The organism is Vibrio sp. AND4 (assembly GCF_000171815.1).
Lineage (GTDB): Bacteria > Pseudomonadota > Gammaproteobacteria > Enterobacterales > Vibrionaceae > Vibrio.
In genome coordinates this window covers 150,417-174,615 of sequence record NZ_ABGR01000002.1, presented here as the reverse complement: position 1 = coordinate 174,615, position 24,199 = coordinate 150,417, and the positions used below count along the sequence as shown (strand labels likewise).

The 24,199-nt window shown below is 44.4% G+C and carries 21 protein-coding genes; 12 read left to right on the top strand and 9 right to left on the bottom strand.

Annotation, left to right across the window (positions count from 1 at the left end; translation table 11 throughout):
• The 4 genes from AND4_RS03480 to AND4_RS03465 all read left to right on the top strand — a co-directional run bounded on the left by AND4_RS03480 (position 1) and on the right by AND4_RS03465 (position 3,561).
• Positions 1–1,098 (top strand): amino acid ABC transporter permease, encoded by a 1,098-nt coding sequence (locus AND4_RS03480; protein ID WP_009841523.1) that lies wholly within the window; start codon positions 1–3, stop codon positions 1,096–1,098.
• A gap of 23 nt (positions 1,099–1,121) precedes the next feature.
• A complete protein-coding gene (locus AND4_RS03475; protein ID WP_009841522.1) occupies positions 1,122–1,871 on the top strand; it encodes an amino acid ABC transporter ATP-binding protein in 750 nt (249 codons plus the stop codon).
• Between the two features lie 362 nt (positions 1,872–2,233).
• The gene (locus AND4_RS03470) at positions 2,234–2,902 is read left to right on the top strand and encodes a Bax inhibitor-1/YccA family protein (protein ID WP_009841521.1); all 669 of its coding nucleotides are present in this window, start codon (positions 2,234–2,236) and stop codon (positions 2,900–2,902) included.
• A gap of 329 nt (positions 2,903–3,231) precedes the next feature.
• Positions 3,232–3,561, top strand: a complete 330-nt coding sequence (locus tag AND4_RS03465; protein ID WP_009841520.1) for a TusE/DsrC/DsvC family sulfur relay protein — start codon at positions 3,232–3,234, stop codon at positions 3,559–3,561.
• Between the two features lie 47 nt (positions 3,562–3,608).
• Here the strand turns inward: AND4_RS03465 and yccX are convergent, their stop codons facing one another.
• Positions 3,609–3,881, bottom strand: coding sequence for an acylphosphatase (gene yccX, locus AND4_RS03460; protein ID WP_009841519.1), 273 nt, complete (start codon positions 3,879–3,881; stop codon positions 3,609–3,611).
• Positions 3,882–4,153: 272 nt separating this feature from the next.
• Here yccX and AND4_RS03455 point away from each other — a divergent pair, with 272 nt between their 5' ends.
• The 7 genes from AND4_RS03455 (at position 4,154) to AND4_RS03425 (ending at position 12,510) form a co-directional block, all read left to right on the top strand.
• A complete protein-coding gene (locus AND4_RS03455; RefSeq protein ID WP_009841518.1) occupies positions 4,154–5,347 on the top strand; it encodes a class I SAM-dependent methyltransferase in 1,194 nt (397 codons plus the stop codon).
• Between the two features lie 498 nt (positions 5,348–5,845).
• Positions 5,846–7,162, top strand: a complete 1,317-nt coding sequence (locus tag AND4_RS03450; RefSeq protein ID WP_009841517.1) for a TolC family outer membrane protein — start codon at positions 5,846–5,848, stop codon at positions 7,160–7,162.
• Between the two features lies 1 nt (position 7,163).
• The gene (locus tag AND4_RS03445) at positions 7,164–7,802 is read left to right on the top strand and encodes an OmpA family protein (RefSeq protein WP_009841516.1); all 639 of its coding nucleotides are present in this window, start codon (positions 7,164–7,166) and stop codon (positions 7,800–7,802) included.
• 153 nt (positions 7,803–7,955) lie between these two features.
• Entirely contained in the window at positions 7,956–9,266 is a 1,311-nt protein-coding gene (locus AND4_RS03440; RefSeq protein WP_009841515.1) for a TolC family outer membrane protein, read from the top strand.
• Positions 9,267–9,269: 3 nt separating this feature from the next.
• On the top strand, positions 9,270–9,884 hold the full coding sequence (locus AND4_RS03435) for an OmpA family protein (protein ID WP_009841514.1): 615 nt from the start codon (positions 9,270–9,272) through the stop codon (positions 9,882–9,884).
• Between the two features lie 112 nt (positions 9,885–9,996).
• A complete protein-coding gene (locus tag AND4_RS03430) occupies positions 9,997–10,353 on the top strand; it encodes a DUF2750 domain-containing protein (protein WP_009841513.1) in 357 nt (118 codons plus the stop codon).
• A 189-nt stretch (positions 10,354–10,542) separates the two neighbouring features.
• Positions 10,543–12,510 carry a diguanylate cyclase gene (locus tag AND4_RS03425; protein WP_009841512.1) on the top strand — a complete coding sequence of 656 codons (1,968 nt, stop codon included), beginning with the start codon at positions 10,543–10,545 and terminating at the stop codon, positions 12,508–12,510.
• Here the strand turns inward: AND4_RS03425 and queC are convergent.
• Together queC and queE are read right to left on the bottom strand one after the other, a co-directional pair.
• The gene (gene queC, locus AND4_RS03420; protein ID WP_009841511.1) at positions 12,467–13,165 is read right to left on the bottom strand and encodes a 7-cyano-7-deazaguanine synthase QueC; all 699 of its coding nucleotides are present in this window, start codon (positions 13,163–13,165) and stop codon (positions 12,467–12,469) included. The two genes, AND4_RS03425 and queC, sit on opposite strands and share 44 nt — an antisense overlap.
• 14 nt (positions 13,166–13,179) lie before the next feature.
• The gene (queE, locus tag AND4_RS03415) at positions 13,180–13,830 is read right to left on the bottom strand and encodes a 7-carboxy-7-deazaguanine synthase QueE (RefSeq protein WP_009841510.1); all 651 of its coding nucleotides are present in this window, start codon (positions 13,828–13,830) and stop codon (positions 13,180–13,182) included.
• A gap of 163 nt (positions 13,831–13,993) precedes the next feature.
• Here queE and AND4_RS03410 point away from each other — a divergent pair, with 163 nt between their 5' ends.
• On the top strand, positions 13,994–14,806 hold the full coding sequence (locus AND4_RS03410; protein WP_009841509.1) for a Cof-type HAD-IIB family hydrolase: 813 nt from the start codon (positions 13,994–13,996) through the stop codon (positions 14,804–14,806).
• Positions 14,807–14,850: 44 nt separating this feature from the next.
• On the opposite strand, the gene AND4_RS03405 is transcribed toward AND4_RS03410, so the two are convergent.
• From AND4_RS03405 to acnD, 6 genes are all read right to left on the bottom strand, one after another.
• Positions 14,851–15,366, bottom strand: a complete 516-nt coding sequence (locus AND4_RS03405; RefSeq protein ID WP_009841508.1) for a hypothetical protein — start codon at positions 15,364–15,366, stop codon at positions 14,851–14,853.
• 12 nt (positions 15,367–15,378) lie between these two features.
• Positions 15,379–17,430, bottom strand: coding sequence for an LruC domain-containing protein (locus tag AND4_RS03400; protein WP_241210243.1), 2,052 nt, complete (start codon positions 17,428–17,430; stop codon positions 15,379–15,381).
• Positions 17,431–17,855: 425 nt separating this feature from the next.
• Positions 17,856–19,301: a bifunctional NUDIX hydrolase/phosphatase PAP2 family protein gene (locus tag AND4_RS03395; protein WP_043991438.1), complete on the bottom strand. Its 1,446-nt coding sequence runs from the start codon at positions 19,299–19,301 to the stop codon at positions 17,856–17,858.
• 362 nt (positions 19,302–19,663) lie between these two features.
• Entirely contained in the window at positions 19,664–20,146 is a 483-nt protein-coding gene (locus tag AND4_RS03390; RefSeq protein ID WP_009841503.1) for a GNAT family N-acetyltransferase, read from the bottom strand.
• A gap of 155 nt (positions 20,147–20,301) precedes the next feature.
• Positions 20,302–21,489, bottom strand: a complete 1,188-nt coding sequence (prpF, locus tag AND4_RS03385) for a 2-methylaconitate cis-trans isomerase PrpF (RefSeq protein WP_009841502.1) — start codon at positions 21,487–21,489, stop codon at positions 20,302–20,304.
• A gap of 43 nt (positions 21,490–21,532) precedes the next feature.
• Complete coding sequence (gene acnD, locus AND4_RS03380) at positions 21,533–24,142, bottom strand: Fe/S-dependent 2-methylisocitrate dehydratase AcnD (protein WP_009841501.1); 2,610 nt, start codon at positions 24,140–24,142, stop codon at positions 21,533–21,535.
• Positions 24,143–24,199: the final 57 nt, after the last annotated feature.

Below are 24,199 nucleotides of genomic sequence, written 5' to 3'. Positions count from 1 at the left end.
ATGAGCATACATCAATTCCAACCCGACCTCCCGCCACCAGCAAATACTATTGGGGTGGTTGGCTGGCTGCGCAAAAACCTATTTAATGGGCCAATCAACTCCATCGTCACCCTATTTCTTGCTTATATTGTATTTTCTGCGCTTTGGAACATCCTAGATTGGGCGTTCATTAATGCAGACTGGATTGGCACAACCAGAGATGATTGTAGTCGCGAAGGAGCCTGTTGGGTATTCATCAGTGTTCGCTGGGAACAGTTTATGTATGGCTTCTACCCTGAAGCTGAGCTTTGGCGTCCTCGCTTGTTTTATATCACGCTGGCTATCTTTACTGTACTGCTTGCGTACGAGAAAACACCAAAACGTATTTGGATTTGGTTGTTCTTCGTCAACATTTATCCATTCATCATCGCTGCGTTGCTTTATGGCGGCGTATTTGGTCTGGAGGTGGTTGAGACCCACAAATGGGGCGGTTTGCTAGTTACCTTGATCATCGCGCTCGTTGGTATTGTCGTTTCACTACCTATTGGTGTTGCTTTGGCGCTTGGACGTCGTTCAGATATGCCGATTATTCGTAGTATCTGTACGGTGTACATAGAAGTCTGGCGCGGCGTTCCCTTGATTACTGTGCTATTCATGGCATCGGTCATGCTGCCTCTTTTCTTATCCGAAGGATCAGAGACAGACAAGCTAATACGGGCTCTTATAGGCGTAGTCATGTTCAGTGCCGCATACATGGCAGAAGTTGTGCGCGGTGGATTACAAGCGATTCCAAAAGGTCAATACGAAGCAGCTGATGCACTCGGTCTCAGTTACTGGAAAAAAACCGGACTGATTATTCTGCCCCAGGCATTAAAGATTACCATTCCTTCAATTGTGAACACCTTTATCGGTCTCTTTAAAGACACCAGCCTAGTACTTATTATTGGTATGTTTGACGTGTTAGGTATCGGACAAGCCGCGAATACCGACCCTGAATGGTTAGGCTTCGCAACCGAAAGTTATGTGTTTGTCGCGTTAGTGTTTTGGGTATTCTGTTTTGGGATGTCGCGGTACTCAATATGGCTGGAAAACAAACTCCATACCGGTCACAAAAGATAGCTCATTAATATCAAGGACGTATTATGACGCAACAAGAAGATTATATGATTCAGTTGAAAGACATGAACAAGTGGTACGGTGAGTTTCACGTACTAAAGAACATCAACCTAGAAGTAAAAAAGGGTGAAAAAATCGTTATCTGCGGTCCTTCTGGTTCCGGTAAATCGACCATGATTCGTTGTATTAACCGCTTGGAAGAGCATCAAGCTGGTAGTATTTATGTTTCTGGTACCGAGCTTACAGAGGATCTTAAAAATATCGAGGCCGTTCGTCGTGAGGTGGGCATGTGCTTTCAGCATTTCAACCTTTTTCCTCATCTAACCGTTTTAGAAAATTGTTCACTTGCGCCGATTTGGGTTAAGAAAATGCCAAAAGCCGAGGCAGAAGCCATCGCAATGCAATACCTAGAACGAGTTAAGATCCCAGATCAAGCTGATAAATACCCGGGGCAACTTTCAGGTGGTCAACAACAGCGTGTGGCCATCGCCCGATCACTCTGTATGAATCCGAAGGTGATGTTGTTTGATGAGCCAACATCAGCACTCGATCCAGAAATGGTACGTGAGGTTCTTGATGTCATGGTAGAACTAGCTGAAGAAGGCATGACCATGCTATGCGTAACGCACGAGATGGGTTTTGCAAAGGAAGTCGCTGATCGCGTTATCTTTATGGATGCAGGTGAGATCATAGAAGAAAACAACCCAGTCGACTTCTTTGAGAACCCGCAATCGGATCGAACTCAGAATTTCTTGGCTCAAATTCTTCATCATTAGTGACGGCTAAAAAACAGGCGTATACTCAAACAAACACTCGTATCCAGTTTAAAGCACTGACCTCCAATCAGTGCTTTTTATTTTCGCCAACATGAGCGAGTCTTTCTCAGAACAAGAATCTCATTGATTCAATGGGTTGTGAATTTGCACACAATTTGCGAAGCAATCATCATGGCTTTGAATATTAAGGTTTTGTTCGCTTTGCAAGCTGGTAACATTGTGTTACAAGTTGCAAGATACATAACGCACTATTTCTATTATTATTTTGTCCTAGATATACTTGTGACGGCCTTGATTTTTTGAACTATCAGGCCCATATATGTCTATATAATTAAGTAAGACAGCCCTTATTAAGGAAAATTATGAACAGTCCAATGTTTTCTCGCTCTACAAGTGCCCCTAGCACACTTGAAACAAACAAAGTATTGAAAAACACTTATTTCTTGCTTTCAATGACGCTGGTTACAAGTGCAATCGCAGCTATGGCAACAATGGCAATGCAGATTTCATCAATCGTGGCTATCGTTATGCAGTTAGCAGCTATCGGTATTTTGTTTTTCGTTATGCCTAAAGCGATTAATTCATCGACAGGCATTGTATGGACGTTTGTGTTTACAACGCTTATGGGTGGTGCGCTTGGTCCTATGCTTAACCACTATGTGGCAATCCCTAATGGACCGAGCATCATTGCGCAAGCTCTCGGCTTGACAGGTATGGTATTTCTGGGTCTATCTGCATACACTATTTCAAGTAAGAAAGACTTTTCTTTCATGCGCAATTTCCTGATGGCTGGCCTGATCATCGTTATCGTGGCGGCGCTCATCAACATTTTTGTTGGTTCAACACTTGCTCATCTTGTGATCAGTAGTGTGTCTGCACTTGTGTTTTCTGGTTTCATTCTTTACGACACAAGCCGCATTGTTCGTGGTGAAGAAACAAACTACGTGAGCGCAACCATCTCGATGTACCTAAACATCCTGAACCTATTCACTAGCCTTCTTAGCATTCTAGGTATTATGAACGACGATTAATCCGTTATTATCATAAATTCAAAGGCCTGAAGTTTACCTTCAGGCCTTTTTCTTTTCTGCTTTCTTCAAACGAAGTTTCTAGGGCAGAGATTGAATGCTCATGCAAAAACAGAAATGCCCACCCCGCAAAACCTCTCACTCAACGCATAAATAAACAATTTAATGAATAAAAACTGTTTTATACAAACCGTCTTCCTCGTTTTATTAATTGCCCATTTCATTGCTCATATTTACATCGCTCAGATAACTCAAAAGATTCTTTTGTTGAGAACACGTCAGCCTCTACGCTACCCTGTATATATCAAAAGTTACTTAGCGGAAATAAAGCTATGTTTGTTTACAACGGCAAAGAAATTGAAACTGATGCTCAAGGTTACCTACTTGACCACACTCAGTGGGAACAAGGCATGATTGAGCTTTTAGCAAAAGAAGAAGACATTGAGTTGACTGAAGCACATCTAGAAGTCGTTCACTTCGTTCGCGACTTTTATGAAGAATTCAACACGTCACCAGCAGTAAGAATGCTGGTAAAAGCAATGGAAAAAGCACATGGCCCGGAAAAAGGTAACAGTAAGTACCTATTCAAACTGTTTAAAAAAGGCCCTGCCAAGCAAGCAACCAAACTGGCTGGCTTGCCAAAGCCTGCAAAATGTTTGTAGGTCTTTTGTTTTCGGAATAATTACTTGAAATATTATTGATGGTAATTCTATAAAATCTTGAACCCGCGGAAAGGCTTATAAGACACTGTCTCCTGCGTAACACTGTCTACCCTCGCCGACCGCGGTCCTTCCTCTAGCCAAGCGGAAAACACAGCAATTTGTTCCTCTGTGCCACAGGCAATCACTTCAACACTCCCGCTATTTAGATTTTTGGCGTACCCCGTTAGACCCAACTTCAATCCATGATGTGAGGTGTGGTAACGAAATCCTACCCCCTGCACATGACCCACTATAAGAAACTTCTCACACTTTAGAATCATCCGTATACCGCTCCCTAAACTTGGGTGATATATTTATTTGCGTCTATTTACCCCACTAAGGATAGTGGGTTTTTATATGGTTATAATAATTATGAAAGAAATTTCTTTCCACCTCTGAACGAGCAAACTTACTTGCGCAAGATGGTGCAATAGAAGCCGCTCGTGCTGGCGAACAGAGTCGAGTCTTTTGCTGTCATAGCCGATGGATATTGCTTTTGCAGGTAACTTCCCTGACAATACGCCCCTTTAAAAACTCAACAAGAGCTAAAGAAATGATAGCTGCTATTTACTTGGTTAAAGGTCGTGAGAAATCGGTTAAGCGCAAGCACCCTTGGATCTTCTCTCGAGGCATCAGTAAAGTTGAGGGCGAACCAGCTCTTGGCGAAACCGTTGATGTGTTCACTCACGACGGAAAATGGCTAGCTAAGGCTGCATATTCTCCAGTTTCTCAAATTCGTGCTCGTATTTGGAGCTTTGAAAAGGAAGCGATCAACAAAGCCTTCTTTGTTAAACGCTTCAAAGATGCTCAGTTTCTTCGTGAAGATATTATCGAACGTGATGGCCTCACGGGTTACCGCCTTGTCGCGGCGGAGTCTGATGGTATGCCTGGCGTAACGATCGACCGTTACAAGAATTTCTTTGTATGCCAACTTTTAAGTGCGGGCGCAGAATACAACAAACAAGCGATTGTAGAAGCTCTGGTTGAATGCTTTCCCGATTGTAACGTTTACGAACGCTCTGATGTTTCGGTACGCAAAAAAGAAGGCCTAGAAGAAACCACAGGCGTATTGCATGGTGAAGAGCCACCAAAGTCAGTCGTCATCGAAGAAAACGGCGTGAAAATCAGCGTGGACATTGTTAGTGGTCATAAAACAGGTTTCTACCTAGACCAGCGTGATAGCCGCCAGCAAGCGATGAAATACGTAAAAGACAAAACAGTTTTGAACTGTTTCTCTTATACCGGTGGCTTTGGTCTTTATGCACTAAAAGGTGGTGCGAAGCGTGTTATCAACGCTGACGTATCGCAACCTGCTCTGGATACAGCCAAATTTAACGCGGAACTGAACGAATTCGATATTTCAAAGAAGCGTGCAGTATTCCTAAATGCAGATGTGTTTAAACTTTTACGCGAGTACCGTGACCAAGGCACCAAGTTCGACGTGGTGATCATGGATCCACCGAAATTTGCGGAAAGCAAAGCGCAGTTAAACGGCGCATGTCGTGGCTACAAAGACATCAACATGCTGGCGATGCAAATTCTAACCCCTGGTGGGACGCTACTAACTTACTCTTGCTCAGGCTTAATGGATCAAGTTCTGTTCCAAAAAATCATCGCCGATGCAGCAGTCGATGCAAACCGCCAAGTTAAATTTATAGAGCGTTTTGAGCAAGCAGCCGATCACCCGACTGATACCGCATACCCTGAAGGTTTCTACCTTAAAGGTTTTGCTTGTAAAGTTCTTTAATTACAGATTAAAGTCAATGCGTGGAAGCGGTTTTTTGCTCCGTTTCCATGCTTTCTTTGTTCTAATTTGTTAGTCGGATTGTTGGCAATATCCTCCGCTGAAGCACTTCAAAGTGTTTACAAAGTTAAGGCATTACCAATTTAAATCTGTAATCGGCATCCATCGTACTACATCTCACCCAACTACATATCACCCTCCTCCCCGGTATGCTGGAACTCAGAAGCCAAACTTCATTTTAGTCAAATGTGAAAATACACCAATGGGTTCTATACTTTTAGAGCATGTTCTTTTCTTTTGAAATGAAGCTCCCACCACATATGCAATTGCACGCAAATGTACTAAAGTTTAATAAGGCAGTCCTCACTGAGTTTTTATCCATAAAAGACAGAGTGTGCAACAGCTTGGCGCTTCAATCGACAAACCGATGCTGTTTGTTTTGCTTCATCTAGCGAACAAGGCAACGATAAATAACATTATTAATTTTCTAGGAGAGCCACCGTGAAATGGAATCGACTAAAAGTCGCTTGTTGCTGTAGTGTGATGTTATCTCCGTCCGTTTTCGGTCAAACTTTAGAGCAAGCGGTCGCACTCACCTTAAAAAATAACCCTGACATAAAAAGTGCATTCAACGAATTCAACAGCCGAAAATATATGAACAGAGCGGCCTCTGGTGCATACCTGCCTTCGCTCGATCTCGATGCTGGAATTGGCTACGAAGGACTTAACCCATCAGACGAAGGCGGCAGAGAAGATACGGATTACACCAGAAAAGAAGCGTCAGTTACCTTGAGCCAATTAATTTGGGATGGTAGTGCTACGCTAAACGATATAGATAGAACAGCGGCGGACGCAGAATCTGTGAGGTTTCAACTCTTGGCAGATGCATCAGATACTGCACTTGAGGTATCAAACGTCTACTTAGACGCTATCAAGGCATATGAGGTTCTGACCCTCTCAGAAAACAATCTAGCCGTTCATGAGAAGATTTATGCGGACATTAAAAAACGAGTGAATTCAGGAATAGGCTCAACCGCAGACCTAACGCAAGTAGAAGCTCGTCTAGCAAAAGCACAAAGTAACCTAGCGGCTGCACAAAATAATCTATCCGATACTCACACCATGTTCACGCGGCTGGTTGGACAAACACCACAGGGATTGATATTCCCGAGAGCAGATGAGAACTTTCTTCCATACACAATTGACGACGCTATTAATCTAGCCTTCGAGGTGCACCCTGTCATTCAGGTTGCGCTTGCGGATGTAGACTCTGCAAAGTTCCAATATAAACAATCAAAAGGGGTAAACTACCCGACACTCTCAATCGAAGCTTCACAAACCTGGCGCGACGATGCCGATGGTTTGAAGGGCCGAAGCGACGAAACACTCGCCATGCTCAGACTCCGTTACAATTTATACAACGGTGGCAGTGATGCAGCCAACTCTCAAAACTTCGCCTATCAGCTTAATAAAGCGAAAGATCTGCGTGAAGGGGCTTATCAAAATGTAGAGGAAGGCTTGAGGCTGTCTTGGAGTGCGTTGGACTTAACTTTACGACAAAAAGAATTCTTATCAAAACATGTTGATTCCGCATCAAAAACGGTTATTGCTTACGAAAAGCAATACCGTATCGGTAAGCGAACATTATTAGATTTACTCAATACAGAAAACGAACTATTTGAAGCTCGTAAAGATTATTTAGATACGAAGTATGCTGAACAGTATGGCAAATACCGCGTGTTGAACGCAACTGGCCAGCTTCTTAATGCATTGCGCATCGACACCCCGCAAGAATGGTTAGAAAAGGTGGAGTATTAATATGAAGATAATACCTATTTTGTTCATGGGTGGCTTGATTTCAGCATGCAGCGTTTCTCATTCGAACAGAGCAACGGGCGATGAATATGAATACATGGAAACACCAAATGCAAATCAAATTGCTGATTTGATCGATGATGACAACGATGGTGTCATCAATGCGCGAGATCTCTGTCCAGAAACGCCTGTGGGTTCAGAGATCGATAATGATGGTTGCGGTAAATACTCTGAGTCTTCACAGCAGATGCAAATTCGAATCTTATTTGCTAACGACTCCTCAAGGATTGATCCAGTTTTTGCCGGCCAGATCAGTGAACTTTCCGATTTCCTAAAAGAGTACCCAACGACATCAATTGAGTTAAAAGGTTATACAAGTATCACTGGCACAAATGAATATAATCTCGCCCTTTCAAAGCGACGAGCGGAAAGTGTGAGGCAGGAATTGGTCAATAACGGTATTGCTCCAGAGCGCCTAGAAATTGTTGGATTCGGGGAGAATAACCCTGCGTCTCAAGGAACAGACGAAACCAGCCAAGCTCTTAACCGCCGTGTTACCGCTTCTGTAATCGGCTACAAGGGAGAAATAGAGAAGGAATGGACGATTTTCACTACGTTACCTAATACCAGTAATAGTAGATAAAAAATCATATCCATTTCACATCGATCATTTCGAAACGGGATGTGTTATTGATTCTTCATGTCAATGTGCGTTAAATTATTGACGCCTAAAGAGGATTTTCAATTCATAAGAATAATCTCTCCTCTCTGACATTATTGAATTAGGAGAATCACAGTGAAGTGGACTCGTGCCAACGCCTTTTACTTAAGTGTAATCGCGACTAGCCCTGTTTTTGGACAAACTTTGGAGCAAGCCGTTGAGAATGCACTTAAGACAAACCCCGACATTAAAAGTGCGTTTAATGAATTCGTAAGTAAGCAGTATGTGAACGAAGCCTCGAGCGGCGCTTATCTCCCCTCGGTCGATCTTGATGCCAGTATTGGATACGAAGCTATTGACCCAGCAGAATCCGGAAGAGAGCCAACGGAGCTCACTCGAAAAGAAGCAACCATCACACTCACACAGCTGATTTGGGATGGTTCTGCAACGCTCAATGACATCGATAGAACAGCAGCGGACGCTGAATCCTTACGATTTCAGTTACTTGCAGACGCTCAAAACACCGCACTTGAAGTTTCTAAAGTATACTTAGATGCGGTAAAAGCATACGAAATCCTAACGCTATCGGAGAGCAATCTGGAAGTACATGAAAAGATTTATCAAGATATCAAAAAGCGCGTTGATTCGGGTATTGGATCGACCGCTGACCTTACACAAGTCGAGGCTCGCCTAGCGAAAGCAAATGGCAACCTAGCTGCCGCACAGAACAACTTGTTCGATAGCCACACTATGTTCACCCGCATCGTTGGTCAAACGCCTCAAGACTTGATATTTCCTCATGCCGATCAAAACTTCATCCCTTACTCAATAGATGATGCGATTAGCTTGGCATTTCTTACTCACCCAGTCATTCAAATTTCAATGGCTGACGTAGACTCTGCAAAGTTCCAATATAAGCAATCGAAAGGTACATACTTTCCGACACTTTCTGTTGAGGCAGCGCAAACATGGCGCGATGATGCTGGAGGCATTGAAGGTAGAGGTGATGAAACCACCGCCATGCTTCGTATGCGCTACAACCTATTCAATGGGGGGAGTGACGTTGCCAACACAGAGAGCTTTGCCTATCAGTTAAATAAAGCAAAAGATCTGCGCGAGCGTGCTTACCGCAATGTTGAAGAAGGTTTAAAACTCTCTTGGAGTGCTTTGGAACTGACTCAAAAACAGAAGCAATTTTTATCCGCTCACGTCGATTCTGCATCTAAAACGGTCATCGCCTACGAAAAGCAATATCGCATCGGCAAACGTACCCTACTCGATTTGTTAAACACCGAAAACGAACTGTTCGAAGCTCGTAAAGATTATTTAGATACAAAATACGCCGAACAATACGCTAAGTATCGAGTCATGAATGCGACAGGACAACTACTCAACGCTTTGCGTGTTGATGTTCCAAACGAGTGGAACCAGAAGGTGGAGTACTAGACTATGAAAGCAACGAAAATACTGTTCGTATTAGGCACTATTTTGACGACTCAGCATGCATTAGCTGAAGATGAATACGATTACGCAGAAACACCTAAAGCCGAGCAAGTGGCAGACCTTCAAGATGATGATAATGACGGGGTAATCAACGCCCGAGATCTGTGTCCCGCCACACCTGAGTTCTCTGAGATCAATAACGATGGCTGTGAAGAGTACATAAAATCTTCTGAACGAATGGAAGTACGCATACTTTTCTCGAATGATTCGGACGACGTTGATACTGTGTATCGTCGCCAAATTGGCGAGCTGTCTGAATTTTTAAATGAATATCCCAGCACATCCATCGAATTAAGAGGCTATGCAAGCAAAGTAGGTGGTTCAGAGCACAACTTAGACTTATCAAAGCGCAGAGCAAGCAACGTCCGTACCGCTCTACTTGGGTATGGTATCGATCCTGCAAGAGTCCGTATTGTCGGCCTTGGTGATACGCACCTTGAGCAACAAGGTACAGACGAAGTAAGCCATGCTCTCAACCGACGAGTTACCGCTTCAGTGATTGGTTACAAGGGTGAAATAAAAAAAGAATGGACGATATTCACTACCCTACCTCAAAGTTAATTTAAGGGGCTTCGGCTCCTTTTCTTTTTTCACTCTCTATAGTCCGTATTATGCTTTAGGAATCGGCGCTTTAGTGTTAACCTAGCCACGTCATAACAATGAGAGTTTTGAAATGAGCAAACTTACAACAGATATCCAAGCAAACCTTGACCTTTTCGTCGCTGAAACGAAAGAGAACCAACTGGTTTGGGGTCTACGCAATAAAGAAGATGGTTGGCTATCTTGCGACTCAACTGAGTTCGAAAGTAGCGAAGTCATGCCTTTCTGGTCAGCAAAAGAAGACGCACAAGCGCATAACGTTGAAGAATGGGCAGATTTCGAAGTACTAGAAATCCCTCTCGATATCTTTGTTGAAGATTGGCTTTTAACTCTTGCAGAAGATGGCGTTCTTATTGGTACAAACTGGAACGCGCAGTTGGAAGGCAAAGAGCTTGAACCTCAAGACCTAGCTAAACTGTATTTAGATTAATTTTCTGTGGCCTCAGCAACGCGCTGAGGTCTTTATTTGTTACTTATCGTTTCTATGTGAAGCTCGACTGAGCGCATACTTTTCTTCATTCCAATCTCTGTATCCTTCGGTTTTTGTCACAATGCCCTCCTCTCATTTGGTATATCATTCTGGGAAAAGAATATAAAAATAACATAAGGTTACATCTCTATGCGTACGCTGCTTTCCTTGCTTGCGTCCCTATCTCTAGGCAGCCAAGTAAACGCGAGTGACACACAAAACATCACGCAGTGGCATGCCGTCTACCAAGCGACGATGAAAAAAAATTCAACATCCGCACTTAATATGCTCCAGGATCGATACCATACCGCAGATTCTGAGAGTGAAAAACTGTACGTTAGCGGCTTGATCTATGACTATATGTCAAACATAGACCAACCCTATTACGGCAGCAGTCAAAACTTAGAGGATCATTTTGCCAAGCTAGAATCCAAATACCTTCTTGCTCTAACTGAAAGAAGGCAAGGGAACTACGACGCCTCAGAAAATATCTTTACTTCCCTTTTAAAAAGCGCAAAAGAACGTTCGGACGAAGAGACGAAGGCACTGATGAATTATCAACTGTGCTACACGCTGAACCAGCAAGGGAGGTACCACAAGGCCAACTTTTTTTGCTCTTCATTAAACCAACACCTTACTCATCACCATAAAGAGAGCATTCCAACTGACCTCGCATTACGGATAATCGCAAATAATTTTGATTTTCGCGGCGACTATGAGACCGCGTTGAATTTGTACCGCCGTTTACTCACTGAAATCCCCCCTCAAAGCGACCCTACAGCGGTATACAATGACGTAGGAAATTTACTCAGCGAATTAGGACAATACGAACAGTCAGAGCAATACTTGATTCAAGCTCTTCTCGCTCGGCAAATAGATTCATCGCCCATAGAAGTGGCACAGGTAGAACACAGCTTAGCGTCCATGTACAATCGGTCTAAAGACTATGAAAAAGCAGTCAACCATTACAAAAATACACTAACTTTACTTGCTAAGATGGATTACCCATACGGAAAAGGACTTACCTATCTTGGCTTAGGGTCTGCTTATGTTAATTCTGGTGATTTGGAACGTGCTATTCCACACATTCAGAAGGCGCTTGAGTATGGTAAAAAAAGTAATAACGACAGGTTACAAACCGAAAGTCACCTTGCCGCAGGCTTTGCTTACTTAAAACACCATGTTTTAGATAAAGCACTTCAACATGGTGAAATTGCGTTAGAACTTGCAAACAAAAATACCACGATAGCGCTTCAGGCAGAAGCTCAGTTACTGTTATCTCAGGTACATCAAAAGCAAGGTGACGACTCCGTTGCCCTTTCCCACTATCAAGAGTATGCAAGATTAGAATTGGCGAGCCGCGACACTAATAACGTCAAAGCTATTGAAGCTTTGGATTTGACCAAAAACGAGTATGAATATGAACTGCAACTTATGAAGCTCGATAATGAGAGGAATCTAAAATTACTCGAAATTGAGAAGCTTGGTGAACAGAAGCGTGTGTACAGTTTTATTATTTTTTGCTTACTGACTGCATTACTCGTCGTGTTATTTGTGCTGCGTAAAATAAAAATCAAATCTCGATTGGACCGATTAACAGGTTCATTAAACCGCAGTGCTATTATCGATAAAATTAGCTCTCAAACTATCAGTGCCCCTGAAAACATGCGCTATGTGTTAGTGCTGATAGACATGGATCGCTTTAAATCAATTAATGATAAATACGGCCATCCAACTGGAGACCTGGTTCTGAAACACGTATGCCAGGCCGTCCAAGCAAAACTGAATAAAGGCGAGTACATAGGGCGATTAGGGGGAGAAGAGTTTATCTTACTGCTTAAGAATGTTGATGAGATTGATGTTCCATTCCGAATTCAAAGTTTACAAAAATCCATCTTGGAAAAGCAGTTTGTGAGTAAACAAAACGAATCTCTTTATGTGACTGCAAGCTTGGCCTACCTTTCCACATCAAAACCTTTGAGTAGCTTTGATAGACTGTATTCGATATTAGACCAAGCTTTGTCCCAATCGAAAAAGAATGGGCATAACGCCTTGGTTGATGCTTACAACGAACCTATTGTTCTTCCGCTTTCTGCTTTCGAATCAACGACTGCATAACCGCGTCTTTGTTACTCAAGTAATCATCTAAGCCCGCTTTGCGCAGATCGCAAGATGGGCAGTCTCCACAGCCATCCCCGATGATACCGTTGTAACAGGTTAGCGTATTTTCACGTACAAGTTGCAACGCATCGTATTGATCAGCTAATGCCCACGTTTCCGCTTTGTTCAACCACATCAGTGGAGTCTTGATTTCGAACTGACGATCCATGCCTTTAACCAACGCGCTGTTCATCGCTTTAACGAAATCATCACGGCAATCTGGGTAACCACTAAAGTCTGTTTCACAAACGCCTGTTATTACTGTTTCCGCACCAATTTGGTACGCATAGATACCAGCAAGGGTGAGGAACAAGATGTTGCGGCCGGGAACGAAGGAGTTCGGTAAACCGTTTTCCTGAAGATCATGTGACACAGGAATATCATCACGAGTTAAAGAGCTGATGGCGAGCTCATTCAGTAGACCGACATCCATGACTTTGTGCGCAGTAACACCAAGATCTTGCGCTACTTTCTCCGCGACTTCAATCTCAAGCTTATGACGCTGACCGTAGTCAAATGTAATCGCATGTACTTCATCGAACTCTTTTAACGCTTGAACAAGGCATGTTGTAGAGTCTTGTCCACCACTAAAAACAACCACAGCTTTTTTCATCTTTCTCTCCGAGCTTAAGCAATACTTAAGTATTTGTGAGTTTGGACCGACAAACGCCAGTTGCGAGCGATACAGGTATCAATACAAAGTTGGGTAGCACGCGGCTTTTGACTTATCGGTTGAAGCGCGATGACCGTGCTCTCCCCAACCTCCGCTGACGCCAATAGTACATCAAGTTGATCAATGTCTTTTTGGGTACCAACAGGATGCTTAATCTCGTTTGCCCGACCTAGTGCACTCTTCAGTATTGGTAACTTGCCTTTCATTGCCACCTTTGGTGACACTGTCACCCATGTGCTTTCTGAAGCCACCACTTCTGAAGTACCACTGGTTTCGATTTGGCATTGGCAATCCATTTCTTCAAATGCAGCCGTCAACTCACGCAAATCATAAATGCATGGTTCACCACCAGTGATCACAATGTGCTTTGCGTTAAAGCCCTGCTTTTTGTATTCCACTACGATGTCTTGTGCAGATGCGAAGCACCACGTTGGAGAGTCCTCGGTTTTCACCAAGATATCGCCGATCTGGCGCTGGTCTTCTTCTTTAGCATACCAAGTCTGTTTAGTATCGCACCAAGAACATCCAACCGGACACTCTTGCAAACGCACGAAAACCGCTGGCACGCCAGTGAAAACCCCTTCCCCTTGGATGGTCTCAAACATCTCATTTAGCTTATACAACGTAGAACTCACTCACTCATTATACTTCGAGGCGAAGACCTTAAAGGAGAGGCGCACTCAGGTCAATTCAAACCCAAAATAATTTGTTAAAATAGGGCGATTTATAGTTTCATAAGCAGGTTCCCAATTTTTAAGGTAAGTAAAGATGTACAAACTGATCGCCCTAGACATGGACGGTACACTGTTAAACAGTGACAAAGTAATCTCTGAAGAAAACAAACAAGCGATTGCTAAAGCAAGAGAGGCTGGCGTGACTGTCGTGCTCGCCTCAGGCCGCCCTCTTGAAGGAATGCAAAATAAACTAGATGATTTGAACATCGATTCAGACAAAGACTTTGTTCTTTACTACAACGGCTCTATGGTCAAAAACATTGGCACTGGCGACATCATCCATGAACAAATTATCGATGGAAAGGCAGCAAAAAAAATAGCACGTAAGGCACGAGAACTCGGCGCGTATGTCCACGCCTTCAGCAAAGTGCATGGCCTAATCACGGAAGAAAACAACCCTTACACAGACATCGAAGCAAAAATCAATGGTCTTGAAGTTACCGTAATGAACTTCGACGCTCTAGAAGATGACCACGGGATCATTAAAGCGATGATGGTTGCAGAGCCAAGTAAACTGACTGAAGTTATCGCGGCGTTACCTGCGGAATTAAAAGCAGAGTTTACGGTAGTGCAAAGCGCACCTTTCTTCTTAGAGTTTTTAAACCCGTCAAGCAACAAGGGCATTGGTGTTTCGGCGATCGCTGAATATTTGGGCATCAAAGCTGAGGAAGTGATTTGTATGGGCGATGCAGAAAACGATCACCACATGCTTGAGTACGCAGGCCTTGGTATTGCCATGGCAAATGCGATGGAAGAAACCAAACGGATCGCAGATTACATTACCGAAAGCAACGATGATCATGGTGTGGCAAAAGCCATTGAGAAGTTTATTTTTAACGCCAAATAAAAAAGGGCCGAGCATAAATCGCTCGGCCTCTCTTTACATTGATATCACAGCTGAGCACTAGCTACACCATCAATAACATCAACTTGTTGCTTTATTACTGCGCCAATGTCTTCTGGATACCAAACTTCAACCCAGATAGCCTGTTTATGGTTAGGTAACATCAACACCCCCTCATAGGGCTTACCGCTGGTTACCGGGGCTCTGATTACTTGAGAGTTGTAATCTACTTCACCATCGACGATATCAGTATAAACCGATAAAAACCCCCGTGTGTACTGACTATTAGCGACAGACAACTCAACTTTCACCTCTCTTTCGGATTTGAAGTCAAAGTCTTCAGGCACCACCAAGTTTGCAGTTATCCCGGTTGGAGCGACATCCTCATCCTGTGCTTGGTCTTCATCCCCGGTTTGCTGCTCACCGTTTTCAGCTTGCTCCTCATCATCTTGAGTGACGCTCACAGGCGGTGTAGACGAGTCAGAACCTGAGTCATCCCCTCCTCCACACCCAAAGACGAAGAGAATTGCCAGGACGCTTACTATCCAGTTACGTATTTTCATAAATCCTCCTCATTAATCCGTTGTTGTCCAAGTTTGGCTGGCATCGGGGTTGTTGTACCAAGTCGGTTTCGATGAACCACCTGATACCGCCCACTCCGCAAAGTCTGGATAAGCAACACTGACATCAATGAACTCCGAAGGATGGTTCCAACTTGAAGGAATGATGATCCCCCACGGAAGGTTACCACTGGTACGGTAGTATTTGCTGGTTGCTGCATCCGAATCATCATCTGCAGAACCGTAAAATCCACTAACCGAAGTACCCCTTGATGTAGGTGCGAAGTCCGCTGTATGAATCTCGATATCTTTACCCGGAGGTGTGGTGAAACTATCACCATGGTATCCACCACCTGCGAAGATAAACGGGTCGAAGCCACTTAATGTAGGGAAAGAGGATAGCGATGGCTCAGAGCCTGCTTTGAAAGGTAGAGAAATACTGAACGTCATCTCTGTTGATTCAAGACTAATACTACAGCTCGGGTTGGTTCTGTGGAAACCACACTCGGGGTTGATCGGAATATCACCTTTCAAGTTAGCAGATGCAACCACAACAAGGTCTCCTCCCGGTGATGCAATTGATTTGTCTTGGCCGGTAAAGGGAGAGATATTGCTTCGTGTTACGCCATTCTTGGTCACTCTCGCAGTCTGAGCGTTAACGTCACTCTCAGAGAAACCAGACAATTTCCACGCTAGACCATTCCTGTAGTAAGCTCCATAGGCGGTTACTGTCCCGTCTATGTCAAATCGCAAAACGTTGCCATCTTTGATAATCAGCTTAGATCGGTAGTAAGTCACCACGTCGTTGAGGTCAAAATCGCCCATTTCTGGCCAGTTGTCTTCAAACGCGGCGGTATAATAGTCTGATGTTTGTACCGTTGTTCCAGGATCGGTTACATCGAAAACGTGGTCCTCTACTTCCCCATCACCAGCGTAACCGTCGCTTGGAAGATTCAACAAACTAGAAACTCTGAAGCGCGTCTGAACATTACCAATCAATGCATCATCATTTACCCGAACTGGGACGGCATTTATACCGGTCGTCACTGCGTGGTTCTTGATTATCTGCTCATCAGCATCAAAACTGCCATTCATATCCCAATCAGCCCAAGCTTGAAGATAACCAGTGCCGACGACGGTTACGTTAACCACAGAATCAAGGCCTTTCTCAAAGTTAGTGAGAAGATTAACACCATCTTCATCATCACCAAGCGCATCAAAGTCATCGCCTGTTGAAGCCACGTTTGGTTGGCCATCACTCTCAGCATCAATACTGCTACCCATAAACAGCGTCGTTGTCACAGCGTGCTGTGCCCCATTGTTTGCGAGTAACGTGCCATAGCTATCCGGAGCATCACCAAAGTCAAACTCATCGTTTGTTGGCGTTGGATTCGTAAAACCTGATAATTCCCAATTCCCGTCAAAAGCAGAGAAAATTTGGTTTGGAAAGCTAGAATTAGCGGCGGTTACTGTCTCAAACTGGAGTGTGACTGTTGAAGAGTTTTTATAAACCAGTTTGACAGCACCTGAGGTATTTGCTTCGTCATAATTTGTGCCAGGTCCGGTAAAGAGCACCGACCCATCAGCCTCTTCTACCGCAGTCAAACTTGCTGCTGAATTACCCGTTTGATAACTGAAGAAACCTTCACTTTTGAACACACGGAGCTGCTCTGATTGGCTTGGCTCACCATCAATGTCGTATCCGATGAACTCAAACTCTGGAATAGTGTAAGGGACAGAGAACGTACCACTCAGCGCGTCCGTCCCGTCGTAGAACTCGAATTTATAGACGAGGCCGGCAGCACCCGCAGATTCGGTTTGATAGACAAAGCCAATATCACCATTTGGCTCAGATGTCGTTGTCTGCTTATAGTTGGGAGTGTGGAACAAAAAAGTGGCATCGCCAAATGTGTTGCTGGTCACTTTGGCATCAATTGTTTTGCCGTCATGCGTGCCAACATTGATAAAGTGCATGTCTGCGCCGCTGTAACTTGGCCCCAATTGTGAATCAGTACCATCAGTCGTCTCTTGATGATTAGAAAAGTCTAGGTCGACAATTTCACTCATTACGTTAGGACTGACGATGCCAAGTAGACAAGCGAGCGTAATATTAAATTTCGCTATCATAATTTGTCTCTCTTATGTGATGTAGATAGTTTTCAGCTGATCTAAATAGCGTGAAAAGGCATTAAATCCGTTTTATGACCTCTAACCACAAGCCCATATGTTCACTGCCCGAATTAATCACGAGCGCAACAGATTTACTAACAGGCGAAGCAAATATGAAGCCACTTTCAATTGAAATTTATAATCGAATATAATCAGATACTTGGAGAAAACCATAGTATAAGACCGCCATTCATATTTATCTTTGAGGCAAAACTTGAATTGAATTTTCAAAATGAGACTTTATTTAGGAATAGCCTTAAGTCATTAAACAAAAAAGCCTCGCAAGGTGCGAGGCGTTGGGGTGACAAACAGTCATCTATTATCTAAGTCGAGTGGTTAGCTCTTGTTATCTTATCGCTGGTAAGCTTTCTCGAGAGAGCGACAAAAATCGACATGAGCAGTGGATAATGGAAAGTGATGAATACCAGTGACCAGGACCCGCTGAATGAAACCATTGCTCCAAAATACAAATAAAGCTGGTTAACGAGCAAGAGGGCTAGAATCACAAAAAACATTTGCCGATGTCCAAATCGAATCTTCGTTCCTTTCGACGTCATCACCAAAAAAGAAGCAGTGATTAAAATTGCCAACCAACTGGCAAATACTGGCAATGGCCAAACGACCAAAACCACTACTGTTATCGCTGTCATCGTGAGCCAAGTGCTCTTCGAACTCAGTAATTTATCGACATCCACGTCAGGTGTGCTTTCCAAACGCAGTACGTGCCACGCAACTAACACGCCTAACACCGCCCCTGTGGACATATCCAAAATAAAAGCGGTTCCGAGAAAGAACTTACATCCCACCAAGATCATCGTGACTAAGGCGGCAAACAAAGTAGTTCGATTTAGGCCTATGCTAGCCGTTCTTTGAAACATAAACGTCATAACACAAAACCAAACTGCGATGGGTAAACTTGGGAAGCTAAAACCAAAACTGGTGGTCAACTCAGTCATCGGCACATAAACATGGGGACGAGGTAATGAGAACCCTTGCTGGACAACCAATGTAATTAATGAAGTAGCCGCTACCGCAAAAAATAGGCGATACGCGAGACGACTATCAAATTTCATCATTACAAATGGGAATAAAAACAGCAAAAAAGTTGGATTACTTAACCCCGTAATCATATCGGCAATCTCACAGGCTACCCCAAGGCTGGAAGCTGAAAATGATCCTATCCAAGTTTGAAGAGCCACCATCCAAGACAACTCAACTTGGCGATAGCTTGGGGCCGCCTCAATTAATTGTTTCACATAACCCACAGATTGATCTGTCGCGCGTGAATAAAAGCTCGTAACACTGACCCATTGAGACGGGTAACGATATGAGGATGCAACGATATTGTTCGGTTCCATTAACATAGCAGATGCAACCTCAACACCGTAATGCGGCGCAAACCAGATAGGTAGTTCGTTTCCGTCTAACAAGTTGGTCGTTGAAAATGCAATTACCTCGGAATCCGAGATACAGTCAAAAAACACGGCTGTGTCAGATCGACCCAACTCATTACCGACAGAGACGACTAATCCTGTCTCTTCCCAGGTTTCTCGCTGAGCGGCCATTTTCGGTGATTCTCCCGCGATAATCGTACCGCCGGGAAGCGAGATTTTGTTTGTAAATATCTCATGAATAAGTAACAGCTTGTTATCAGCTCGGATAACGCACAGCGCCCCTTTGGGATCTTGAGGAAAAGAATTCGCGTGAGATATGGGAGAAATAAGCAACAAAATGAAATGCAGGGTGAGAAATAAAAACGGTCTCAGCACAAAATACAACCTTAAAGAAAGAGAAGAACCACAAGCTTGTGATGATAGAAAAACCAGTAAAACCCCGATGGAAATTGAGAACCTGTCATACACTTAGCGCAAATATCAAAAAGAATCAGTAAGACTTTACCGTATAGCTCTGACAAAAATCAGACACTAACTAAGATTTTGGTCGCAATTGTGCCAGTTATATCAAGTTAATGTCAGAATACTTTACACGGATTTTACTCGATCTCATGATTGAAACAACAAGAGAGAGCATATAACTTAAGCTCAATAAACTCTCTTTATCTACTTTTGTGCAAGATGACAGCTTGAGCTATTCGTCGTTCAAATTCTGCCCGCGTAAAGAATGACACAAATTAATGTGTGGACAACGACTTTCTTAACCAGTGAATATGATGACCAAATCCTTGATTCTCATAGAGAGAAACTGCGCTTTGATTGAAGCCCCATACCTCAACAAACATCTGCTTTACCCCGTAGTCAACGAATGTGGCCTCGATTTTTTCAATCAGAGCTTTTGCCACACCTTGTTTTCGATACTCAGGTAAGACATATAGTTCATCAATACTTCCCATCATTACAGGCTTACTAACCGTTGAAATGAGCTCACAAAAATGTCCCGATACAAAGCCGATGATCTCATCGTCTAGTCTTGCTACATAAACCAAGCATTCGGGATTATCGAAATACCGAGCGATACTTTTCTCTTGCTCGATTTCTTCTGCCGTTTTAAAAAACTCTGGGGACTGGATGTGGTGCTCATCATGCAACTCAAACATCAGGTTGTTGAGCTGTTCTAGGTCTTCAAAAAGGGCTGGTTTTATTATAAAAGTACACATAAACGCATAGTCAAAATTAGGAACGGATACAGTGTGTGTTTAAACGCCCATTTAGGCAAGTAGGAATGCGATAACCTTTAACAGAGGAATAAAACAGCTTCAAATACCAGCCTATGCTTATGTAAACTTAAAACTTAATGTACTTGGTCGCTATACTATTCCAATACATTGAAGGGAACACGCACAAAGCCCTCCATCAGTATTCTCGCACTGCGACTCATGGTGACTCTTTTTACTCCCCAGCCTTGTTCTGTTCGTTTGGCTTCTGCTCCCACCTTAAGCGTTCCTGATGGGTGTCCAAAAATCACAGATTCTCTCTCGCCGCTGCCAGCGGCCAAATTAACCACAGTACCAGGAACGCATGCCGCGGAAGCAATGGCGACCGCTGCGGTTCCCATCATGGCATGGTGAAGTTTGCCCATAGATAAAGCCCGGACGAGAATATCGAGCTCACCTGCTTCTACGGTTTTACCACTCGACGATAAGTAGGATTTAGGTTGGGAAACAAACGCAATCTTAGGCGTGTGTTGACGTGTTTGAGCCTCTTCGAGAGAATCAATCAACCCCATTTTTAACGCGCCATGAGCACGAATGGACTCAAACCTCATAAGGGCAGATTCATCGTTATTGATGTCATCTTGAAGCTCAGTGCCTTGGTAGCCAAGTGCTTCTGCATTAATGAAGACTGTCGGTATGCCTGCGTTAATGAAAGTGGCGTTAAACGTCCCAACATCTGGCACGACCAAATCGTCTACTAGATTGCCGGTTGGAAACATGCTGCCTTCGCCATCAGCAGGGTCGACAAAATCAACTTGGATTTCAGCAGCAGGGAACGTCACACCATCAAGCTCAAACTCTCCTGTTTCTTGAACGAAACCATTTATGATTGGCACATGAATCAATATGGTTTTTCCAATATTTACCTGCCATACGCGAACAGTAACGATGCCGTTTTCGGGAATACGTTCTTCGTCGATCAACCCTGCATGAATGGCAAAAGGTCCGACAGCGGCAGAAAGATTGCCACAGTTACCACTCCAATCGACAAACGGCTTATCTATCGATACTTGACCAAAAAGGTAATCAACGTCGTGACCGGACCGCTCGCTGCGCGACACAATCACAGTTTTACTGGTGCTGGAAGTCGCGCCGCCCATGCCATCAATGTGTTTGGCGTACGGGTCAGGGCTACCAATCACACGAAGTAGCAGCTTGTCTCTTGCCTCGCCTGCGACTTGAGCTGGCTGTGGCAACTCTTCAAGGTTGAAGAACACGCCTTTGCTCGTACCGCCGCGCATATAAGTCGCCGGGACTTTGATTTGGCTTTGCATCTTGCTATCCATATATTGAGCTCCATTATTGCGCTATCTATTGTTATTGTGCTGTCTATTGCGAGAGGAAGTCTTGAGCAAAACGCTGTAACACACCACCTGCTTTGTACACGTGAACTTCGTCTTCGGTATCGAGTCGACAATTCACACGCACATCAACCTTCTCGCCATTTGCGCGGGTAATCAACAACGCCAAATCAGCACCAGGAGTGATATCGCCGATAACGTCATAAAGCTCAGTACCATCTAGTTCGAGCGTATTGCGGTTTACGCCATCTTTAAATTGCAGAGGGAGCACACCCATGCCAACTAGGTTGGTACGGTGAATGCGCTCAAACCCTTCCGCGACAATGGCTTCTACCCCCGCCAAGCGAACGCCTTTCGCCGCCCAATCTCGCGACGAGCCTTGACCATAATCCGCACCTGCGACCACGATAAGCGGCTGCTTGCGATTCATGTAAGTCTCTATCGCTTCCCACATGCGCGTCACTTTGCCTTCAGGTTCGACTCTCGCCAGCGATCCTTGCACGACTTCGCCATTTTCCGTGACCATTTCGTTGAACAATTTCGGGTTAGCGAAAGTGGCACGCTGTGCGGTTAAGTGGTCACCTCGGTGCGTCGCGTATGAGTTAAAGTCTTCTTCTGGCACACCCATCTTTGCGAGGTACTCACCTGCGGCGCTGCTTGCCAAAATCGCATTCGATGGCGATAAATGATCGGTCGTAATGTTATCGCCTAAAACGGCAAGAGGACGCATTGAAGACAGAGTTCGCTCACCAGCCAATGCTCCATCCCCCTCTTTTTTCCAGTAAGGGGGTCTTCTGATATACGTACTCATCGGGCGCCAATCGTAGAGCGGATTTGGGTTACGAGCCTCATCATTCAGTTTGAACATTTGAATGTAGACTTGATTAAATTGCTCAGGCTTAACGTACTCACCCACCACAGCATCAATTTCTTCATCCGTTGGCCACAAGTCATTGAGGTAAACCGGCTTGCCCTCTTTGTCTGTGCCTAAAAAATCACGTTCGATATCAAAACGAATCGTACCAGCTAACGCGTATGCAACGACCAAAGGTGGCGATGCTAAGAATGCTTGTTTTGCATAAGGATGAATTCGACCATCAAAGTTGCGATTCCCAGAAAGTACCGCCGTTGAATATAGATCTCGGTCGATGATTTCTTGTTGGATTTTCGGGTCAAGTGCGCCGCTCATACCGTTACAGGTTGTACACGCATAAGCGACGATACCAAAGCCAAGCTTCTCCAATTCAGGGAGTAAGCCAGATTCTTCAAGGTAGAGTCGAGCAACTTTAGACCCCGGAGCAAATGAAGACTTCACCCAAGGTTTGCGCACCAAGCCAAGCTCATTCGCTTTCTTAGCAACCAGACCCGCTGCCACAACGTTTCTTGGGTTACTTGTGTTGGTACAGGAGGTAATCGCTGCGATGATCACCGCGCCGTCTGGAAGCTCGCCTTCTTTCTCTTGCCACTGACCAGAAACGCCTCGCTCAGCAAGCTCTGACGTAGGCAAACGTCGATGAGGATTAGATGGACCTGCCAAGTTGCGCCCAACTTGAGACAAATCAAACTCAAGTACGCGTTCGTAAACGGCAGTATCTAAGTCATCTGCCCATAGACCGGTTTGCTTGGCGTACCTCTCGACCAAGTCGACCTGTTGATCATCACGTCCTGTCAGTTTGAGGTAATTAATGGTCTGCTCATCAATGTAGAACATCCCAGCGGTTGCGCCGTATTCTGGCGTCATGTTGGAGATGGTCGCGCGGTCACCAATGGTTAGGTCTCGCGCCCCTTCGCCAAAGAATTCGAGATAGGATGAAACCACGCGTTCATTTCGCAGAAACTCGGTAATCGCTAGTACGATATCGGTGGCGGTAATACCCGGTTGACGCTTACCAGTAAGCTTCACACCAACAATGTCTGGCAAACGCATCATCGAAGGGCGACCAAGCATAACCGTCTCCGCCTCCAAACCGCCAACACCAATCGCAATAACACCGAGTGAATCAACGTGAGGTGTGTGACTGTCTGTGCCGACACAGGTATCTGGGTAAGCAATGCCTTGCTTGGCTTGCACAACTGGAGACATCTTCTCCAAGTTGATTTGGTGCATGATGCCATTGCCCGCAGGAATAACACTGACGTTCTCAAACGCCGTCTTACACCACTCGATAAAGTGGAATCGGTCTTCGTTTCTGCGCTCTTCTATCGCGCGGTTTTTCTCAAACGCCTCTGGGTCAAAGCCAGCGTGTTCAACCGCCAGTGAATGGTCAACAATCAACTGCGTTTCAACCACAGGGTTTACTTTCGCTGGGTCACCGCCTTGTTCGGCAATCGCATCACGCAGACCAGCGAGATCGACTAGTGCGGTTTGTCCAAGGATGTCATGACAAACCACGCGCGCCGGATACCAAGGAAAATCAAGGTCACGCTTGCGTTCGATCAACTGTTTTAAGCTATCAGTGAGCGTATTTGGGTCGCAGCGACGAACCAACTGCTCAGCTAAAACACGCGAGGTGTATGGGAGCTTTTCATAGGCTCCAGGAGAAATATCGTTAACTGCTTCTCGGGTATCAAAATAATCGAGCTGGGTTCCCGGGAGCGGCTTACGATATTGAGTATTTATATTTGTGGTGATGCTCATCGGCTTGCTTCCACTTTAGTGTACATCTTGTGCCTGAACGCACCGCGATACTGTTTT

Bases quoted from the DNA above. Each gene is read 5' to 3' on its own strand.
- AND4_RS03480 (WP_009841523.1), top strand. From the start codon at position 1: ATGAGCATACATCAATTCCAACCCGACCTCCCGCCACCAGCAAATACT.
- AND4_RS03475 (WP_009841522.1), top strand. From the start codon at position 1,122: ATGACGCAACAAGAAGATTATATGATTCAGTTGAAAGACATGAACAAG.
- AND4_RS03470 (WP_009841521.1), top strand. From the start codon at position 2,234: ATGAACAGTCCAATGTTTTCTCGCTCTACAAGTGCCCCTAGCACACTT.
- AND4_RS03465 (WP_009841520.1), top strand. From the start codon at position 3,232: ATGTTTGTTTACAACGGCAAAGAAATTGAAACTGATGCTCAAGGTTAC.
- yccX (WP_009841519.1), bottom strand. From the start codon at position 3,881: ATGATTCTAAAGTGTGAGAAGTTTCTTATAGTGGGTCATGTGCAGGGG.
- AND4_RS03455 (WP_009841518.1), top strand. From the start codon at position 4,154: ATGATAGCTGCTATTTACTTGGTTAAAGGTCGTGAGAAATCGGTTAAG.
- AND4_RS03445 (WP_009841516.1), top strand. From the start codon at position 7,164: ATGAAGATAATACCTATTTTGTTCATGGGTGGCTTGATTTCAGCATGC.
- AND4_RS03435 (WP_009841514.1), top strand. From the start codon at position 9,270: ATGAAAGCAACGAAAATACTGTTCGTATTAGGCACTATTTTGACGACT.
- AND4_RS03430 (WP_009841513.1), top strand. From the start codon at position 9,997: ATGAGCAAACTTACAACAGATATCCAAGCAAACCTTGACCTTTTCGTC.
- AND4_RS03425 (WP_009841512.1), top strand. From the start codon at position 10,543: ATGCGTACGCTGCTTTCCTTGCTTGCGTCCCTATCTCTAGGCAGCCAA.
- queC (WP_009841511.1), bottom strand. From the start codon at position 13,165: ATGAAAAAAGCTGTGGTTGTTTTTAGTGGTGGACAAGACTCTACAACA.
- queE (WP_009841510.1), bottom strand. From the start codon at position 13,830: ATGTTTGAGACCATCCAAGGGGAAGGGGTTTTCACTGGCGTGCCAGCG.
- AND4_RS03410 (WP_009841509.1), top strand. From the start codon at position 13,994: ATGTACAAACTGATCGCCCTAGACATGGACGGTACACTGTTAAACAGT.
- AND4_RS03405 (WP_009841508.1), bottom strand. From the start codon at position 15,366: ATGAAAATACGTAACTGGATAGTAAGCGTCCTGGCAATTCTCTTCGTC.
- AND4_RS03400 (WP_241210243.1), bottom strand. From the start codon at position 17,430: ATGAGTGAAATTGTCGACCTAGACTTTTCTAATCATCAAGAGACGACT.
- AND4_RS03390 (WP_009841503.1), bottom strand. From the start codon at position 20,146: ATGTGTACTTTTATAATAAAACCAGCCCTTTTTGAAGACCTAGAACAG.
- prpF (WP_009841502.1), bottom strand. From the start codon at position 21,489: ATGGATAGCAAGATGCAAAGCCAAATCAAAGTCCCGGCGACTTATATG.
- acnD (WP_009841501.1), bottom strand. From the start codon at position 24,142: ATGAGCATCACCACAAATATAAATACTCAATATCGTAAGCCGCTCCCG.